Source organism: Phycisphaeraceae bacterium, assembly GCA_040222855.1.
Taxonomy (GTDB): domain Bacteria; phylum Planctomycetota; class Phycisphaerae; order Phycisphaerales; family Phycisphaeraceae; genus Mucisphaera.
This window is the reverse complement of the sequence record JAVKCD010000025.1, coordinates 292,177-312,386: the sequence shown is the minus strand read 5'-3', so window position 1 is coordinate 312,386 and position 20,210 is coordinate 292,177. Positions and strand designations below refer to the sequence as shown.

Here is a 20,210-nt window from a genome sequence, read left to right as displayed (position 1 = left end):
CATTAGTCATATCCGTTCGTCCGGCCGCGATGCACGGCCTTAGATGCTCAGTCAACAGCGGGCGGGGCGCAAGAACGTGCGCATTCGAGTGTATAGGGCACCGCACGGGTCGCGTGTATGGTCTTGCCAGTGGTGATCTCGGACGTCAGTACCTCGACCGCCGTCCTGCCCACCTCGGCGAAGGGGGTAATGAGCGTCGTGACCGGAAGGCCGGTGTGGTTGCGCATCATGTCCGAGCCGAAGCAGACCAGCGAGAGGTCCTCGGGGACACGCAAGCCCAGGCTCATCGCCGCCGACCAGATGGCGATGGTCTCGTGGCGTTCGTAACAGATCACGGCGGTCGGGCGGTCCTCAGACGCGAGCAGGGTTCGGGCGTGCTCGAGCCCCTGACCGTACACGAAGCCACCAGTAACCAGCGTTCGGTAGGGTTCCAGGCCGGCCTCCTGCATCGCAGAGGTATAGCCGTCGCAACGGTCGTGGACGGAGTAGTGGATGTAACCATTCGCCTCGTGAAAGCTCACATAGGCGATCTTGGTGTGCCCCAGTTCCAGGAGGTGCTGAGCTGCCAAGCGGCCGCCGGCGAAGTCGTTGGGATAGACACAGTTGTGGGCCTTCTTGGTGTTGAGCCAGACGTAGGGCACACTGAGCTGACTGATGAGCCTCGGCGTCGATCTCGGCATGTCGTAGAGGTACTCGATAAGCAGACCGTCGACCGAGTATTCCTCGAAGACTTGGGGGATCGCGGCACCGTCCTCGAAGGAGGCCATCGGCAGGTCGCACATGAGCAGCCGATCGCCAGTCTCGGCGAGACCCCGCTGGATGCCGTGAAGCAGGGCGACCTCGAAGTAGTCCGCGGTCGGATCGCAGCAGCTGAGGAAGCCGACACAGCCGAACCGGCCAGTGCGGACAGTTCGGGCAGCCTGATTTGGGCGATAGCCGTGCTCCCGGGCGATCCGCCGAATCGCCTCGGAGCGTTTGGCGACCGCGGGCCGATTCTCCTTATTCTTGCCGTTGAGGACCCGCGAGACAGTTCCCACCGACACACCGGCTTGCTTGGCAATATGTGCGATGGTAATACTCATGACTTAACCTGCGTCTGAATCGATGCACTGAAACTTGAATCGTTTACATATTGCCTTACATCAAGCCGGTTGTCAAGCAGAAAAACAGATTTATTTCCCCTATTTTACCGGAAGATTAGGCAGAATGAGTCGCATCTGTCGTTTATGCCACCCCTTTATGCAGAAACGATTGCAAATAGACCGTGTGCAAGGTAATATCTGACATGTTCAGGCATCCGACTCAGAACGCCACGTAGCCAGGCGCATCACTCCCCCATTCAGGGCTTCTTCCCATGACTCACATCGTCACTGAGAATCGCTCCCATGCTGCGGCATCCGCTCCCATGCCTTGGGAGGACCGCCCCGCGGGCTGCTCCGATGTCCTTTGGCGTTATACGGGTAACCCTGTAATCCGACGGGATCTGATCCCTTCCTCGAACTCCATCTTCAACTCGGCCGTCGTCCGCTACGGGACCGGATTCGCTGGCGTCTTCCGGGCGGACAGCCGCTGCCGGCAGATGCAACTCCATGCCGGACGCTCCCTTGACGCGCTGAACTGGGAACTCGGCCACGATCCGATTAGGTGGGTCTGCGAGGACGAGGAAGTCGGGCGCTTCGAGTTCGGTTACGACCCTCGCGTCGTATGGATCGAAGACCGTTACTGGATCACTTGGTGCAACGGTTACCACGGTCCGACGATCGGCGTCGGGTACACCCACGACTTCGAGACCTTTCATCAGGTCGAGAACGCCTACCTCCCCTTTAACCGCAACGGTGTGCTTTTCCCGCGGAAGATCAACGACAGCTATGTCATGCTCAGCCGACCCAGCGACAACGGGCACACACCCTTCGGCGAGATCTTCCTCAGCCACAGCCCCGACATGATCCACTGGGGCAGACACCGCCACGTGATGAAACCTGAGTCGCCCTGGGAGTTGACCAAGATCGGGGCTGGCCCGATCCCGATCGAGACCGATGAAGGCTGGCTGTTGTTCTATCACGGTGTGCTCACCTCCTGCAACGGTTTTGTGTACAGCTTCTCCGCCGCCCTACTCGACCTTGATGAGCCTTGGAAGGTTCGCTACCGCGCCAGGCCTTACTTGATCTCTCCTTGGAAGGATTATGAGTGTGTCGGCGACGTTCCGAACGTCACATTCCCTTGCGCTGCGCTTCACGACGAGGATACCGGTCGGCTGGCCATTTATTACGGCGCTGCGGACACCGTCACGGCGCTCGCCTTTGGGCACGTCGATGAGGTCATCGATTTTATTAAGAAGACTCACGTCGGATGATCGCCAGGTCTGGATCTACCCTCTGGGCCATCCTCCCGATACTGCTTGTACTGATCGCATGCACCGGCTGCAGATCTGCCCAGAACCTCCAGCCGAATCTCATCGTCATCCTCGCTGATGACCTTGGTTATGGCGATCTTGCGATGCTCGGTAACTCGGATGTGCGCACCCCGCACCTCGACCGGATGGCGCAGCAGTCCGTTCGACTGGACACCTTTTATGCCATGCCCGTCTGCGCTCCCACCCGCGCCGCGCTGCTGACCGGGCGAGACTTTCTCCGAACTGGTGTCTGGGGCGTTCATGGCGGCCGCGACTACCTTAACCTCGCCGAAACGACGATCGCTCAGCGTCTTCATCAGGCAGGATACCGTACCGCCATGCTCGGCAAATGGCACCTTGGCAAGACGTCGGGCTATCTGCCCCACGAACGCGGCTTTGACCGGGCGTGGACCATCACCGATCGGCTCTATCAGCAGACCGAGCCCGTCTTGAATCACAACGGTCGGGCATACCAGCCCGAGGGCTGGACCGCCGAGATTCTCACCGATCTCGCCATCCGGGAACTGACTCGCCACGACGACCAGCGCCCCGTCTTCCTCTATCTCGCTCACCCCCTCATCCACGAACCCTTCTACGCCCCCCGACAACTGATCGACCGCTACCTGGCCGAGGGCCATTCCGAGTCCCTGGCCGCCCTTTACGCCATGACCGAACATCTCGACCAGGAAGTCGGGCGTCTCCTGGAAGCGGTCGATCGCCTCGACTCGGAACGCGAGACCATCGTGATCTTCCTCGGGGACAACGGGCCGATCGGCAACCCGATGAACCTCCCTCACCTCACCGACGCCGAGATGGCCCGACGTAACCCGAGGAACTGGAAGGGCAACAAGGGGCACGTGTGGGAAAACGGTGCACGGGTCGCCTGCTTTGTCTACGCCCCCCGCCGCTTTCCGCCGCGCGTCGACCGCCGCCCCGCAGGCGTGATCGATCTCGCCCCCACTCTTCTGGAATGGGCAGGCGCTGCCGCGCCGGACGCACAGTTCGATGGCGTCAGCCTGGCCACTCGCATCAGCCAACCCGATCTGCCCGTTCGTGACAGACATTTCTTTATCGCAACCCACGATGCCATGTGGCCAGCCAGAAGATCCCTTTATGATCGCCTGCCGTCAAAAAAAGACCTCGCCTTTGAAGATCAGGTGCTTGCGGTTCGCTATGGGCGGTTCAAATATGTCCAGGGATATGGCGGCTTCGCCCTACACGATCTCGATCATGACCCGGGCGAGCAGTCCGATGCGTCCTCACGTTTCCCCAAAGAGCGTCAGCAACTGGAGAAGGCCCTCCATGCGTGGTACCGGGGCGTCCTAGCCAGTGACGCGAGCTACGCTATGCCCGTCTTTCAGATCACCGGCGAACCTCAGGTCACGGAGTACGCTTACGCGTGCGCCCCCTCCGATCTAGTTGGAACGCTGCGCCGGGGCAGCCACGCCACCCACGACTGGCGACCGGGCGATGCTCAATCCCTGACTCTCGATGTCACCCGCGCGGGCACCTATCAGATCGGCATCGAGGCCCATATCGAAGAGCCTGGGCATACCATGGAACTCCGTGTCCGAGCATCATCGTTGAAGCATTCGCTCTCTCGCGTCTTTTCTCAGACTCTGGGTGAACTAAACCTCGAGATGGGCGTTCAGGAAGTTCGGGTCTCGCTTTCTGAGGAAACTGAAGATAAAGAAGCAGTCATTATGCGAGAGCTTCAACGCGTGACCTTCAGACGAGTCACAACAGACTGATTCACTTGTCATCGCCTCAGACTATCCGTGTCTGATTCCTGCCATCGCGAGCCGAGCAGGCCTACAGTCTTGTGGCCAGCGGGCGTCCAGGCGTGCCTGAATCGTCTCGATGCTCGGTGTCATCAAGGACGCACACCACCACTTTTTGAGACTCCAGAACAGACTTTCAACCTTGGCGTTGAACTGCCAAGTCTGCGCGCGGCCACGTGACCTTTCCCCCTGAACCCAGTCCGTGTGATGTGGGAGACTTACCGCGGAGTTGACCCGCAACCAGTTTCTGATCCAAGCAAAGCGAGAAGATCGAGGCTTCAACCGGCCAGGCATGCCTGGCCGGTTGAAGCGAACTCGCTGGGGGCCAGGTTGCCCAACGCGCTATGAGGTCGGTGCAGATTGTAATCACTTCGCCAGGCTTCGAGCTTCTCCCGGGCGTCTTCTAGGCTTAGGAACCAACTCTCGTTCAAGCACTCCTGGCGCAGACGACCGTTGAAGGACTCGATCAACGCGTTATCCGTCGGCTTTGCCGGACGACTAAAGTCCAGAGTCACCCCGTTGGCATATGCCCACTGATCAAGAGCCTTGCTCGTAAACTCCGGGCCATTATCGACTCGGATCGTCTTGGGCAACCCGCGTTCGTGACCTACCCTCGTCAGAACCCGTGACACGTCACGGCCGCCAAGCCGCTGGCCGACCTCTAACGCGTGAAGTGATCCACTATCGTCAGGACCCGGAATCGACGCCCGTCGAACAGCTCGTCGCTCATGAAGTCCATCGCCCAGCAGTCATTGATCCGCTCGGCCGCAGGACGCTCCACACGCTTACGGCAGCTCACTCGACGCCGAGGTGTTCTGGTTCGCATCTGCAGCTTTTCCTCGCAATACAAGCGGTAAACACGCTTGGCGTTGACCGCCCAGCCTTCTCGACGCAGCAGGATGTGCAGACGGCGGTAGCCGTACCGAACTCGCGCCGCGGCGAGTTCACGCAGCCTCATCCGTAAGGCCGCCTGCTCGTCACGCGTCGGACGGTAGCGGTGGCTCGACCGCGGGAACCGCAGCACACCACACGCCCGATGCTCACTGACCCCGTAGGCCGACTCGACCTGCGATGCCAGTTCACGACGACGAGCAGGCTTCACAGCTTTTTGATAGGACATCCTGAAGAATCTGCTTGTCCAGGCTCAGGTCCGCCACCAACCCCTTGAGCTTGCGGTTCTCTTCCTCAAGCAGCTTCAGGCGGCGAAGCTCTGGCAAGCCTAACCCAGCGAACTTCTTTTTCCACCGGTAGAAGGTCTGCTGGCTCACGCCCAGCTTCCGACATGCCTCCTCAACAGGCACCCCCGACTCCGCCTGACGCAACGCAAACGCGATCTGTTCGTCCGTAAATCTCGACTTTTTCATGGCCAAGGCTCCTTCAAAAACCCTGGCCGGAATCATCCCAGATCTCTCACTTCGCCTGGATCAAGTTCCGGGTTGCAGGTCAGTCACTGAAGCATCGCAAACTTGATCCGCACTTCGGCTAATCGAGACTTCTTCATACAACTAGTCTTTCCAAACGAAGGCCGAGTTATCGCCGAAATGAGCATCAAAAAAGGATCAGGATTCTGAGAGGGGCGCAATCAATCATCTCTTAGGTCTCGCTGGCGGATGAGTATGATGAGAGCGAGTGGCAGGATGGAGAGCGGCTCGGGCACTACCGCAGTAAAGCCAAAATTGGCGGCCAGCTGGGATAGGTCGATCAGGTCGATCAGGCCGTCTGAGTTGAAGTCTGCATCGGTGAAGTTTGTGGCCACTGCCCCGAAGTTTCCTGCGAGGATTGAAAGATCGATGAGGTCTATGGCTCGGTCGAGGTTGGCATCGCCGAGTCGAGAGCCGTAGTAAGTTACGACCCAGTAAGCGAGGTCGTTGGCATCGGCGTCGGCGTCGCCATCCTGATCGTAGTTGGGATCGCCGAGGTTCTGGTAGATCAGCTCGATATCATCAACGTTGAGTTGACCATCGTTATTCACGTCCCCAAGTGTGGCCTGCGAACCATCGAAGCCAAAGGATGTGGCGAGTAGAGAGAGGTCGATGAGGTCAACAGTGCGGTCGCCGTTGAAGTCGGCCTGCTCGTAAGTGGTCGTCGTGGTGCCAAAGTTTGACGCGAGTTGTGAGAGGTCGATGAGGTCTACTCTTCGGTCAAGATTGGTATCACCCAGGCGTGAGCCGTAGAGGGTTTCAACCCAGGCTTGGAGGTCGTCTGCGTCGGTTTGCTGGTCATCAGTCAGGTCGAAGGCCAGCTGCCCGAACCCGTTGTAGAGAGCGGTGAGGTCCTGGGTATCGAGCGAACCTGAGGCGTTAAAGTCGCCCGGGAGAGCGATGGAGGAGAGAAGGATGGCCCCGTCGATGATGGTGGGCGTGATGGGCCCGAAGTTGGTCGGGTTGTTGAGGGTCTGAGAGAGGATGAGATCGAAGGGCCCGTCGCTGGCAAAGAAACCAGAGGTATCGATCTCGATGGTCGCCAGTAGTCCGTTGGCGAGAACTGTACCGATAGCGGTGGTGGTGGAGTAGAAAGCGACCTGTGGGGTCAGGACGCCAGACGCGGAGCCAAGACCGGTGTTGTTGGTCTCAAAGATGGTGCCAGCCAAAAGGTCAACCGATGTGAATGAGGGGGCGTTGGAGAGGCCGTCTCCGATCTGAGCATTGAGGTTGATTCCCTGAACGGGCTGGTCATCGCTGGTGGCGTAGATTGTGATGAGCTGACCGGGCGTGTCTTCGAGAAGGGTGTAAGTACCGAGTTGATCGGTGTGGTTGGGGCCGTGCAGGGTGATGCTGGCGTGAGCCATTGCCGTTGCAGTCAGCAGGCATGAAATGGCTATCAGGAGGCGTAGAGCGCGGTTGATCATGCCTGCACTTCCTCTACTACAAGAAGTCGGCGGAGTCGCTCGAATGGCTCTCGATTGGCGTCGCGCCAGCGATCGAGAGGCCAAGTGGTCTCGTCATCGAAGATGCCGAAGGGTCTCGAATCATCGGTGTCAAGTAAGTTAGGGCTCAAGCTACCGAGCCTGGGTTCTGCTGTTCGTGACTGCCACCAGTTGAAGGTTTCGAGATCAGCAGGAACGGCCGGGCTGAGAATACTTGTATCTGGTTCCTCGGTGGGCTCGGGCGGTGGAAAGGGGAACGAGTTGTCATTGTCATTGATCACGAAACTGCCGTAGTCATTGATGAGCGTGATGAGATTCGAGATCTGGAGGATCGAGACGTTGGAGCTGCCCGATATAACTTCATCGAGCTGGACGTAACCGATCTCGGTGTCTTCGACGATTCGGTCATCGGTGATCGAGACGGAGAGGCTGGTGGACAGGGAGCCGGCGGGAATGGTCACCGTCGGGTTGTGGGTAAAATCGCTTCCCGGTGTGGCTAGATCAAAGAAGATAATCAGGTTCGGTACGCTGTTGTCGAGGCTGATGGTGGTGGCAACGGATGAAAACTTGGAGAGCGAGATGGTGAAGCGTGCGGGGTCGAGCCGTGGTAATCCGGCTGCGAGGACGAAGCCCTCGGTTCCGGTATCGTCAGTCACGGCGATAGATACCTGAGCCGCATCCTGATCGATGATGGTGGCGGTTCCTGAACGATCGAGGTCGACATCGACATTGCTTGCACCGGAGAGCCCGGTGATCTCAAGGGTGATGGTTTCGCTAATCTCGACAAGATTGTCGTTGATGACTGGGACCGAGACGATCACGCGGTGGGTGTTGGCGGGAATGGTGACGGTGCCGGAGGGTGCGGTGAAGTCGGAGTTGAGGGTCGCGGTCGACTGGTTGGTTCTGACAACGTAGTCGACGGTGACGGATTCGGTTACTGAGGAATCCACTCCAAACTGATTTGTAATCTTGAATTCAAAACGTGCTGCTGTACCGTTTCCTCCGGAGCCATTGGGGTCCACGCCAGCCGCGAAGCCTTCAACAAAGACGAGGTGTGGGGTGTCGTTGTCGATGACTTCGAGATAGCTCTGGAGGTCGCCGGTGAGGGTTTCGTCGAAGATCGAGAAGAAGTAGTCGAGCGTAGCACTGGTGATGTTTATGAAAGCGCCGTCATCAGGCTCGACAAACGTGTCTTCCTCGATCCTGACGGAGACTTTGGTACTGGATTGTCCTGCGTTGAGGATCACCATCGGCTCAAGCAGCGTGATGTCGGGGTCGGTCTCGCTGAGCTGGATGACGACCTGAGAGTCAAGAGGAACCGGGTTGGTTAGGAAGAGATCGACTTCAACGACACCATCGCCTTCACCAAAGCTTGAGTCGGGGAAGACGATTTCGAGGGTGGCACATCCGTCCGGCAGCAAACCGGGGAGGTCGAGGCAGCCGGAGGGTGTTAGTTCGGCGGTACCGAAGATGGGGGCGAAGCCCGCGAGCTGGAAGGTGGCCGTAAATCGTGCTTCAAGGAGGCTGCCGCTGACGAGGTTGATATCGAGCGTAGCTGAGCCCCCGAAGAGGGCGTTGCCGAGGACGGTGGCGGTCACATCGGCGCTACCGGTGATATCGAGATTGATGCCCAGGGCGCGGAAGTTGATGTCGCCATCGAGTGTGACGTTGGTGTCACCGGCTATCCCTGGGTCGATGACCATCGAACCATCGAGGTCGAGCTCGAAGCTGTTGCCTGAGACGAAGTTGCCGTTGATGGTTCTTCCGTTTGAGGTCGTGTTGACCCGAAGATCAACTGCGCCAGATGCAGCAAAGAGACCACCAAAGAGTGATGCTGAGTGCTGGTAGTCCAGGTAGCCATAGATGTCGAGCGTGCCGTTGGTCTGGCGTGTAAACGTCAGCACGCCATGACTGGCGAGCGCCAGGCTCATCGTCTGCGTTCCGCTCTGGCTGGCGAGTGATCCTGAAGTCGCAGACGGCAGAGCCGGTCCGAAACTGATGGTGTTGGGTACGAGCCCATCGAAGGGGTCCGTGACTTCATCGGGGAGTCGGACCTGGATGCCGAGCCCTCCGCTGACAGTCAACCCCTGACTGTCGGACAGTGTGATCGTTCCATCTCCACCTAATGCGACCGTGTCGTTAAAGAAGTCGATCCGTGCGTCTCGAAGCCCCAGTTCGACAAACGTCCCGCTACCGACCTCGATATCCGGGACCAGGTCACTGATAAAAGTCGGTACGTCAACAAAGCGTCCGGTATTGAATGCAAAGTAGGTTTCCCCGCTGACTTCGGCGAGGTTGTTGATTCCGAAGCGAGAGGCTTTGACCGCGAGATGACCAGCTGCGGTGGGGCTGGCTGAACTGCCCCCGAGTTCAAGGTAGGCAGACACGCCCGCGGAGCCGAAGAAACCTAGATCTGCGATGGCATCGACGAACAGATCGATCTCAAAGGCATCACCAGTGATAGCAATCTGTGTCGCGAACAGGCCGTTGAGCCCGAGATCATAAGGAAGTCCATCAAGGCTGAGGTTGCCTCGTGCAAAAAGCCGGATTGCTTGGGGGTCGATTGTTAGCAGGCTCTGCAGATTTGAAGGGATGAACACTGGTGGGATGACTGATTCTGAGGGTACACCATCGATACCCAAGTCTATGCTCTGTGTCGATGAGCTTGAGTTGAAGCCCACCGAGAGTGTGCTGCCACCAGAAGCAATCGAGAGGGAGGCCGAGGTATCGAAGACAAATCCGCCGTAGACGCCGTCATCAATGATCCTGAGGATGGGGCGTCCACCGATCGTAATGAACTCCGCGCGTATGGCCTTCTGGATCCCACCAGCAAAAGTGACATCAATGCCGGTTTGGAAAGCGGGTCCGAGGAAGTCGGCGAGTCCGTTGTCTCGGAGACTACCGTCGCCGTAAAGGACGATACCATCGCTATTGGATTGAAGCAGAAACTCGGCGTCGAGGGTGAGAGTGCCTAGGTTCAGGGTGCCATCGATCCAGAGTGCACCGGAGTTGGCATCGACGTCAATATCTATGAGGCCCGAGGTCGTGCTTAGCGTGATGGTCTTCGATGTGTTGGTGGTATTGACCAGTAGTCTAGTCTCGGCATTGGCTCCGAGGGTGACAATGCCTTCGCTTCCCAGAGAGAGGGTTCCGGGATCGAGTTCGACGAGCAGGGCACCGTAAAGTCCTGCGTTGCTGTCGAGCGTGAGCTGTCCTGAAAGGTCGCCGGCTATGCCCCCGCCTAGGCCTTCGAGCACGCCGACGGATGCGCTGACGATGACTTCGGCCTGAGAGCCTCCCAGAGCCGAGTCCTTGAGAATACTGAGCCGGAGGTTCTCGGCACGGAGGACGCCATCGTTGATGAAGGGTATTGCCAGACGGTCGGCGGCAGCGAGGAAGGCAAAGTCGGGCTGAAAGAGGTCATCGGGTGAGTTTGGGAACTGAGACTCGAAGATCCCAAACGCTTCTTCAACAAAACCGGGTAGATTGAGGGTAGCAGAGAGGCGGCCTCCGCCGAAGCGTTGGATCTCGTCCTTGATGCGCAGAGGTGGCTGGACGTAGCGCGGGTCAGCGGGGTCGTTCGTTGGGTGATCTGGGGGTGTGTTGCTGTAGAAGGGGCTGAAAAACTCGATACGGTTGGTGGCTCCGACGGTTTGCGGCGTTCCTGAGGCGTCTGTGAACTCGAAGATGTCTGAGGCGGCGGGACCGAGCGTTTCGCTGAGCCATGTCTGGATGGCGGCGAGATCGAAGCCAGCGTCGATCGCCACAACGGGCACCGGGAACGAGTAGGCCTGAGCAAAGCCAATGAGGCCCTCAAGGAAGTCGTCTGCGTTGCCAGCGATGGATGCAGGGAGAAGCGCTTCAACCAAATCGCTGCCAGCGGGCAAAGTAGCGAGTGGGCTCTCGATGATCTCGCCGATCATCTGTCCGGCATTGACCTCTGCAAATCCAAAGCCAGCTGTGAGGTCGACGCCATAAGGGCCCGATGAGGCGTCGGCGTAGAGCCCGGTGGCATCGGCTCGCAAGCGAGCCTTGCCAAGATCAAGGCCAAGCAGCGTCAGGTCGGCAAATCCATCGAGATATGCCGAGGCCAGCAGTGTTTGTGCCTGGGATGACACGGCGTCGAAGGTGAAGACCGGTGATGCCGGTAGGTCGTACATTCCATTGCCAAGGTCGATGATCTGATCACCCAAGTCGTAGATGCCGTTGCCGTTGAGGTCGGTGTAGCTCTCGGTAAGGCTCTGAGACACATCACGGATACCGTTGCCATTAGCGTCCTGGAAGGGTTCGGGCCTGGTGTAGCGGCCGTTGAGATCGGAGTCGACGAAGAGTTCACCATCGGGCAGACCGTTACCGTTGAGGTCGTAGAGAACATCGACACCGAGATCGAATCGGCCGTTGGCGTTGGTGTCGGCGTACCCCTCGTTGAGACCAATCAGCAGGTCGCCAGTAGACGAACTGGTAGGCGGGGTATAGCCGTCGGTGCTCTGTCCGGGCAGCAGGGCCTGTTCGTCTCGGAAGAGCACGAGGCCCGGTAGGAAGGCGATACCGACCAGCTCGATGCCCGAGGCGTTGTCGATAATCGGTTCGAGGAAGGTGACCACGCCGGTGGTCGGGTCAGCGGACCAGTCGAGGGCCCCATCCCGGTTAAGGTCGATGAAGCCGAGCGAAGAGGCCGGATCAAAATCGCTTGATGGGGCGGGGTCTAGAACACCCGTGCCTAAGTCCTGAGCCACGTCGCCAAGTCGGTATCGCATGACGTTGGCGATCGTGCTCGATGAGACCTGAACGTCTCCGGATCCGAAGAGCAGGTCGCCGGTGCCTGATCCGAAGGGGATCGTGTCGGCCCAGATGATGCCGTTCTGGATCAGCAGATCGATAGGTCGATCGAAGAAGGCGTTGTCGTTGAGATCGGCGAACAGCAGCCCGGGCATCCCGTCATCCGGCGATGCGGGCTCGAAAGCAGGGTTGCCCAGCGGATCGATCCCCGGGAAGCGGTCGACAAGAATGACTTCGCCAGACCCATCGAGCGGACCGACGACCGCGGGGATAACGTAGTCGAGGTATTGATCGACAAGTGTGGCCGGGCTAGGTGCATAGAGCTGCAGGGTCCCGAGAGGAGCTTCATCGGTTAAGAGTTCGACGACACCTGTGAGGTAGTCGGCGAGGATGGAGACAACTTCGATCCCGCTGGCACCGGTGGCGATGATGTCGTCGAAGTTCGAGAGGTCGAGACCTGCCAGGCCGTTCACCTGGCTCCATGGGCCTGCCAGGTCGCTGCCCGCGTCTGAAGTCAGGCTCACAAGTGAAGCGATGACCATCGCGGGATCACGGAGGAGATCGGGGATGAGCAACTCCCCGGTGAGGAGCAGCCCGCCAAAGGCCGTCATGTTGTCGTAGTTACTCTGGAGGTAGACAGGGATCTTGTCTTCCTGGCCTGAGGGGAGTTCGGTGTTGTCACCGGCGTAGTCGAATCCATCGGGGTAACCAAAGTTGTAGACACCCTCTGCAAAGAGCGTCCCGCCAATGGCCTGCCCGTTGATGTCCGTTTCCTGGGTTCCGAAGACGACGCCGCTGACGCGTGCGAGGTCGAAGCCAAGCATGCCGATGGTCCCAGCGAGGCGTGCTTCCCATCCGGTGAAGGGGTTTAGCGCGTCACCAAAGGCTTCGGCGATCTGTGATTCAGTGGCGTCGGGGTTGATCAGGACGTCGATAAGGCTGCCCGGCAGCTGAGCGGTGAAGCCGATCTGCAGACGGTCGGTAAGGCCCGAAGTGGCAAAAATCGCGTTGAGTCGCTGGAGAACATTTGTGGTTTCCAGGTCGAGCGTGATCTGGTTCTTGTTGATGACGAGATCGACTTCATCAGACGGGTCACCGATCGGAAACCCGAGGAGCGAGGGCTGGAGTGCACCCCTAAGCACAAGGGAGGGGTTAAACGCCTGATAGGCGTCAATCAGGGCCTGATCCCCGCTGTCCACGGCCCCGGCAAAAACTCCGGCCAGGGCATCGCCGATGACGTTGGCAAACTCCTGCTGCGTGGTGATCGTCTGCTGTGCTTCACGCCAAAAAGCTGCCACGGCCAGACTGGCGGACGTCCAGGGGCTGTCTGGTGTCTGAGCGTCGATGAACACGGGAGCGGGTCCCGAGAGACCCGACAACAGGCTGACGAGCGCGGACGTAAGGCCAGTTCCTGAGACTGGGGTGTTGATCGGTAGCGTGAGCTGCTGAATCAGATCGTTGTCTCGGCCAGCGAGACGATCAGCATCAACCGTTTGAGCGATCTGATTCATCAGCTCGGAGAGCCCGGCGTTAGCACCAGCGAGTGCCCCATCGAGAATGGTTCTAAGTCCGATAAACCAGGCTTCAACCATGCCCTCGGTTCTGAGTGTTCCGGCAAGGTCTGCACGACCCGGGAACAGGAAGGCCAGGGGGTTGTCGGCGGGTGGGACAGCAACGCCAAGGCTGATGGTCGGGTTGAGGGGATCGCGTGCGTCGAGCAAGACACCAGCCGTGGCGAAGGGCAGGCCGATCGCCCGCAGATCGCCCGTGCCAAGGAACGAAAGCCCCTGACCACCCTGGAGTTGTTCCAGTGACGGCAGCGAGGCGGCAAACTCCCCGTTGACCGAGACGAGCCCGAGCACGGCCAGGCTGGTCAACTCGCCACGGATGGCGAGCGTGGACGGCAGCGACCAGACCGGGTCAATCCCCGTTCCATTCCACAGCTGCTCGAGGATGCCCTCGATAGTCCCGATGTCGGTCAGGTCCCAGTCGGCGGGTGACGGAATATCGGCGGGGTTGATGGTCGGTTGCGAGGTATCCACGTTCTGGAGGAGGTCTTGGCCAAAGACGATCGTGCCTCCGCCACCGAGTGTCAGCGTGGTGGGGCCGAGTGGGATCGGGACGCCAAAGTCGACGGTGGCGGCGATCGGCCCGGCGGTTGTCAGGACGATCGTGCCCCCACCACCGTAGCTGGAGATGCGTAGAGCACCGGAGATAGCCAAGTAGTAGATATCGTCGATGTCCGAATCGGCCTGTCCGTTCGCATTGGCTCGCCCAACGGTGATCGCCCCGCTGGCGGCGAATCCGTCACCTAGCTCAAGCCCAATGGATAGGCCGAGCCCGTTGAGATCGTCAAGATTCACGACCTCGCCGAGTTCGAGGATGCCAAAGGGCAGCCCTTGGCTCTGAGCCTGTTGGAGGGCCGAGGCAAAGGCGGCCTGGATGACCTCTGCACTCGATCCGTTGATGAACGCCTCAAACGTCTGCCCGCCTAGCTCGCCAGCCCAGGTCAGAAGGATCTCTCCGAGTTCGGTGAGTTTGGCGATGTCGAAGCCGACGCCCGCATAGGCAATGCTGGCCTCGAGACCAACGTCATCAAGTGCGTCACCTAAGAAACCGGGCAGTCCGATGGAGCCATCGGTCAGCAGCTTGATGGCAGCTGGGTCGGCGATACCCGTGACCGGCGGACCGTCGCTGCTATCGGCTTCACTGGTCTCGAAGAAGCCAGCGAGAAACTCCAGGCTGATCTCGTTGGTCTGCATCGGCAGGAACCAGTCCTGCAAGGTGTCTAGCACCGACCCCTCCTCGACACCGATCGTCACAGCAGACAGAAGGCTGAAGTCCGGGAGTGCCCCGGCGAAGATATCCAGGCCATCGAGGGTGCCGTAGAGGCCGATGGCCGGAGAAGCGAGGCGGACCGACAACCCCTCGATCAACGGGGTCTCGGGATTGTTCGAGAAGTTAAGGAGGAGAGGTTCTTCACCGGTCCCGCCAGCAGTGGCCTCGAAGTATTCCCCGAGCCCGAGGGTTAAGCCGTTGGTACTGACTGACAGCAGTCCGAGATCAAACGAACCGCCAGACAAATCATTGGCGAGAGATAGTTCCAGGAAGCCGTTAAGCGCCAGGCTGTCGAGGACAAGAAAGTTGCCGAACCCGACAGTCCCGTTGAGCTGCACCCCCCCAGCTAGGCTGAGCTGGGAGCTCCCCCCCTGCTCGATGATCGAACCGGAGAGTTCAGCAGCAATGCCGTTGAAGCTGAAGTCGACTCCAGAGGCGGAACCGCCGGGGTTATCACTTGTTACTTCGAGAGAACCAAGAACTTGGTCGGCATTCTGGTTTCCGCCCTGATTGGGGTTGGCGTCCTCTCCAAGGTCGTACAGTACCGGCTGGTCGGAGGCGTTGACGCCATAGCCGAGCAAGTTGATATTGCCCTGATCATCGACCCGGTAACCGGCGAGCTTGAGTTCTCCCTCAAACTCGAAACCTCCCAACTCCAGGCCAGAAAGGCCGATGACAAGGTCCTGAACAATCGGGATGACCGGTAAAGCGTTGGTCCCGGTGAAATCGAAGGCCACATCGAAGCCAAATCGGTTCTGACCAAGATCGTTGGCGACGGTTGTGGCAGGTGCATCGGCGAGAGGGGTCTGCCCGATGGAGACAGTCGGAGTAAAGGGGAGATCGCCAAATACCGAGAAGTCGAACGCCCCTTCAATACGCACATCAAAAGCTGAGATATCTGTGTAGCCGTCTGGTGTCGTGGCGGTAAAGCCAAGGCTGGCGGTATCGATATCCAGAGGCAGGATCCCTCCAAGCCCAAGGGTGGAGAGAATGCCCTCGCCGTTGCCCTGAGTGGTGAGGCTTAACTCGCCTAAACCAACTCGGAGTTCTGGGCCGGATGGCTCGTCGAGTACGTTCAGGCGGACAGCCTGATTGAGGTTCTCGGTGGTGGGATTGATGGCGAAGAGAAGCCCACCAAGCGGGCCAGCATCAGGGCCGAAGGCGAGGGAGGCTGCGTTGATCGCGAGAAGGTCGGTGAGCGGGTCGTCGTCCAACGTGAGGATCGGGTTAAGCAGCTGAAGGTCGAAGATGGAAGCCCCGCCCTCGAACGAGGGTCCGACCCCGACCGACAGTGAGGAAGCCGTGGCCTCCAAAGTCCTTTCATCGAGTCGCAGAGCGATGGCAAGGCCAGCCGCATTGACCGCAACGTTCGGGAGGTTGAGCGCGGTCGATGCCGCTGTGAAGGTGATATCCGGGAGACCCGAGGTCAGCGAGCTCGACCGGTAGGTGATCTCTGGAATCTGGAGAGATGCGTCTGTGAGCTGAAAAAGGCTCGTGCCGTCAAACTGAGGACCGAAGGTGAGGTCTCCGACGTTAGCGAGCGTGAGGTTGGTGAAGGAGAAACCGTCAATCTGGCCATCGCTTCCGAGATCGTCATACAGCGTGATGTTGTCGACAGAACCCGAGACACCTTCGAGGCCATCAACCAAGAACTCCAGGGTCGCACCATCGGCAGTCGCCACCACAGGAAGGGTTGTGCCGGAGAAATCGATGGCGGCACTGGGGATACGGAGTCGAGCGAGGTCGTCGATCTCGAAGAAGAGCTGATCGAAGAGCACGCCAAGGATCTCCGGCGGGCCACCGGAGATTGTCGGGCCCCCGGTGGAACCGCCCCCAGAGAAGAGGACCCAGAAGAAATCTGCTGTGGTGCTGCCCGAAGTGCTCCCGCCAATGAACGAGAGGTCGCCGGAGAGGGTGACCTCACCACTGAAGCTGAAGATCCACGAGTCGATCACGGAACTGCGACTGATTGATGTACCAACGACGATTTCTGCGCCGAGGGTGCCCTGGGCCGTGTCTGCGACTGCGCTGAGCGAGAGCACGGCACGCGGCACAGGATCATCACCCTGCAGACTGGCGGGCATCAGTAACGCTGGCAAAGCAACCAAACCGCCCTGCCCGTCCAGCGCGGGAAGAATCAGGGAGCCATCCAGGTCAAGAGTCTGGCCGAAGGGCAGTTCGATCACGAAGTCTTCGAGCCCGAGAACGAGCCCTGGAACATTCGTGAGTGTGATGTCGGTCCCATCGACAAGAAGCGTGGCATCGAGGGTTCCGCCAGCGGAGAGATCCCTGAGATGGCCATCGCTGTCGTAGCTCTGTACAGAAACGGTAGGGATTGTTCCGAGGACGCTACCAAGTTGCTGTTCGAGTGAAACGGTGTTGATCACGATGGTGGTGTCGAGCCGGAAAGTGCCGAGATCGATCGTTCCATCACCGAGCGTCTCGAAGGTGACGGCCAGGCCGCTCAGGGTGACCGGGACGAGGGTGACACCGAGCTGCTTCTGCCAGTTGCTGGGCAGAGAAAGAGCCAAGGAGCTGAGCTCAACGCCGCCGCTGTAGCGGATGGCAAGACCACTGACGATGGCGGTCGGCGTGGTGTCATTGGCTTCAAGAGCCGGAAGGGTGCCGGTGATAGGCCCGAAGTCGATCAGCACATCATCGGACTCGGCTTGGCGATCCAGTCGGAAGGCGATGGCCGGTACGTTCCCTATCGCTGGGGCCGAGAGGCTGACAACACCTGCGAGCTGAGCCGAGACCTGCTTGGCCGCGATATCCAGAGCACCGGTGCTGGTGTCGAGGGTAGCCTCAAAAGCCGCTGTGTCATCGACCGGGTTGTCGTCGGTCACGGCAACCGCGAGCGGGCCGCTGGGGAAGAGCGTGACATCGTCGGCAGAGAGAACGATCTCGCCAGCAACCAGACCCCCTCTGTTGCTCAGACGATCCAGAGTCAGCGTCATGCTGCCCGAGTCGAAGACCGTGGTGCCGTTAACACTCGTATGCCACGGCCCGATCACCAACGATCCCCCAAATAGCTCAAAGGATTCGATGCTCAACCCATCGCCGTCCTCGTCGTAGAGATTGATGGTGTCGATCGCAGCAGTTGCATCGAGCTGGTCGAGCAGACCCTCGAACTCAAGCGTGAAGCCGGTCGCCGTGGCAATGAGACCGTCAGGCCCGGGGCTGGGTAGGTAGGTCAGGCTCTCGACCGTCAACGTCGCGATGTTGGGAACGGAAACAATAAAACGTTCTGCCTGGATCGAGGTGATCTCGAAATCGCCGGTGTACTCGAGTTGATTGCCGTCGAGAAGCAGCGGCCATCCGAAGTTGAGTCGAACCGTACCGGACCCCGTCACGCCAAAGATCGCTAGATCCGAGGCTTCCAGCGTCGCCTGACCAGAGAGGTCGGCTGCGAAGATTCCATTAGCAATCGACCAGACCCCGCCAACGGCGAGCGCCCCTGTGACACTGCCGAGGCTCGAAGACGAGACGGCAGTGAGTTCAAGGAAGACCTGCTCACCCGCGAGTGGAGAACCAAGTGCGGCGGGCATCGGCTGAGGGATGCCATCACTGCTGAAGCCCCCGAGAGTCAGATGTCCCTGAAGCTCCAGCGTTCCCGCACCCGCTGGTAGGGGGACATTGATATCTCCAAGGGCGAGTCGGACGGGCGGGGTATCGGCAAGACTCAGCGTGCCGTCTGCAAAGACCAGCCCAAAGCTCAAGGGCGCATCGGAACTCACGGGCACGAAGGAATCGTTGCCTACATCGTAGACCTCAAGACCTATCGTCAGGCTGGCCGAAACCCCAAGCAGCGATGAGAGACGGTCGACCAGCAACTGCGGTCTCGGTACACCAGTGAGCGTGAAGCTGATTGCACCCTGGTCGCCCGGCGTGTGTTGGCCCTGGATGCGCGTCAACTCGAGCGGAACGTAGCCACCAAGCATGAGGTAGCTGCCGATACCCGAGGGAATGGCAATATCGAGGGTAAAAGCTCCGGTGGCGATGTCGATGGAGCCAACGTTGGGAATGGGGATGCTGTCGCCGTCTGCTGAGGCATCGAGATCAGGCAGGACACCTGAAAGCCCGCCGGGAAGCAGACTCAACCCCGCGGTATCGAAGGTGATTGCACCAGTCTGAATCGCATCGCCCGAGGCTTCCGGACGGAAGGTAAAACCGTCGACACCAAGCGTTAGCTGGTTGAGTGTGAGTAGTGGTGCTCCGCCGAGACCCAGGCTGATATCGCCTAGCGTGAAAGAACCGGAGAATGAGAAGCCGTCGATCTGACCATCACCGTTGTCGTCATAGCCCGTGATGCTCCCAAGGCTCAGATCGAGCGATCCGATGCCAGCGACACCAAAATCATCGGGCAGATCGGTAAACGTCACACTTGCATCAGACAATCTGAGCACGGCATCGGTGTCACCCGCACCAGCGAGAACATACTGGGTCCCCGAGAGAACAAACCAGTCACCGATGGCGATCGAGACGGCCTGTGCAACAACAGGCTCTGGCGTGATCAGATTCAGACGATCCAAGAAGGTGGTCTGGTGAGTCCGACTGATGAGTTCATCGTCGGGGCCCACGACTCCATCACGATCGAAGTCATAAGGGTTCGTCACGTCAGCCGACGAGGACGTGTTGCTCCGAGCGGCAAGCTCATCGGTGGCATCGACCGTTAAAGAATTCGTGCTGTCGCCGCTCTCGCCCGGTGTGTTGCCGATGTAGAAAACGTCCTCAGACTGAAGACCGGTGGTTTCATTGGCGAGAACACGTACTTCGAGCCATGCCCCACTGACGGCTTCATGGGGATCGACGGTGCCGTCATGATTATTGCCCTGCCAAACAAGATGCACACGATCGGTGCCACTAGACCCGGCGCCAGGCCGAACAAGAATCTCGAACGGTTCAGGCGCATCGCCCCAGATCGTGACATCGTCACTGTTGCCCTGACGAAAGCTAAAATCCTCACCAGAAAGGTTCAAGGGATCAGCAAGGCTGGAGATGTCAAGAATCACACCATTGATGCCCGCGTCGTAGCTGGTGATATGGTTAAAACCGGCGCTGCCCCCGGGGAGCAGCACCTGCTTATCCACAGCAATCGCGGGGACGTCGCTAATACCGGCTTGGGCATCAAAACTATCGTGCGTCGAGTTGTTGTAAAAGATGGCTCGTTGAACCACCGCCGCGACGCCAGCGTCCTGATCATCCACCAGCCAAGCTGAACCGCTCAGCAGGATGCGCTCTTCGAGCCGTTCGACTCCTCTTTGGTTGGGGACGGGCCCGGTGAAAGGGACACGGGGGTGACACGGGCCGTCATCGACAGAGTATGCCTCTCTAAATGCCTCTAGGCCAGCATACCGACGCTGTTTTCCCTTCAGCCTTCTATCCATGTTCACCTAAAGCTTTAGCTTGAGTCGCTCCCCAACAACTTTCTACCTTGCAACATACTGGCTAATGCGGCTCGCACAAAGACTATTTTTGCGGAAATTTATCATGAGTCATGCATAAGGACTCGCTATGGAGGCCATGCGACTAAATCTTGGCCTATAGCGAGGGT

5 protein-coding genes and 1 pseudogene are annotated in these 20,210 nt (G+C 59.2%); 2 read left to right on the top strand and 4 right to left on the bottom strand.

All coding sequences use genetic code 11. The features are described from left to right. Window positions 1-47: 47 nt before the first annotated feature. On the bottom strand, window positions 48-1,082 hold the full coding sequence (locus tag RIG82_11105) for a LacI family DNA-binding transcriptional regulator (GenBank protein MEQ9461485.1): 1,035 nt from the start codon (window positions 1,080-1,082) through the stop codon (window positions 48-50). A 272-nt stretch (window positions 1,083-1,354) separates the two neighbouring features. Between RIG82_11105 and RIG82_11100 the strand changes: the two genes are divergently transcribed. Further along, window positions 1,355-2,353 carry a glycoside hydrolase family 130 protein gene (locus tag RIG82_11100; protein ID MEQ9461484.1) on the top strand — a complete coding sequence of 333 codons (999 nt, stop codon included), beginning with the start codon at window positions 1,355-1,357 and terminating at the stop codon, window positions 2,351-2,353. Beyond that, on the top strand, window positions 2,350-4,143 hold the full coding sequence (locus RIG82_11095) for a sulfatase-like hydrolase/transferase (GenBank protein MEQ9461483.1): 1,794 nt from the start codon (window positions 2,350-2,352) through the stop codon (window positions 4,141-4,143). The genes RIG82_11100 and RIG82_11095 overlap by 4 nt, the downstream gene beginning before the upstream one ends. Window positions 4,144-4,451: 308 nt before the next feature. Here RIG82_11095 and RIG82_11090 read toward each other — a convergent pair. The 3 genes and pseudogenes from RIG82_11090 to RIG82_11080 all read right to left on the bottom strand — a co-directional run bounded on the left by RIG82_11090 (window position 4,452) and on the right by RIG82_11080 (window position 19,863). Beyond that, window positions 4,452-5,537, bottom strand: a pseudogene (locus tag RIG82_11090) (IS3 family transposase). A gap of 218 nt (window positions 5,538-5,755) precedes the next feature. Then, window positions 5,756-7,021 (bottom strand): hypothetical protein, encoded by a 1,266-nt coding sequence (locus RIG82_11085; protein MEQ9461482.1) that lies wholly within the window; start codon window positions 7,019-7,021, stop codon window positions 5,756-5,758. After that, entirely contained in the window at window positions 7,018-19,863 is a 12,846-nt protein-coding gene (locus RIG82_11080) for a Calx-beta domain-containing protein (protein MEQ9461481.1), read from the bottom strand. The genes RIG82_11085 and RIG82_11080 overlap by 4 nt, the downstream gene beginning before the upstream one ends. Between the last annotated feature and the right edge of the window lie 347 nt (window positions 19,864-20,210).

Excerpts from the sequence above, each read along its gene's own strand:
- RIG82_11105 (MEQ9461485.1), bottom strand. The coding sequence starts at position 1,082 with ATGAGTATTACCATCGCACATATTGCCAAGCAAGCCGGTGTGTCGGTG.
- RIG82_11100 (MEQ9461484.1), top strand. The coding sequence starts at position 1,355 with ATGACTCACATCGTCACTGAGAATCGCTCCCATGCTGCGGCATCCGCT.
- RIG82_11095 (MEQ9461483.1), top strand. The coding sequence starts at position 2,350 with ATGATCGCCAGGTCTGGATCTACCCTCTGGGCCATCCTCCCGATACTG.
- RIG82_11085 (MEQ9461482.1), bottom strand. The coding sequence starts at position 7,021 with ATGATCAACCGCGCTCTACGCCTCCTGATAGCCATTTCATGCCTGCTG.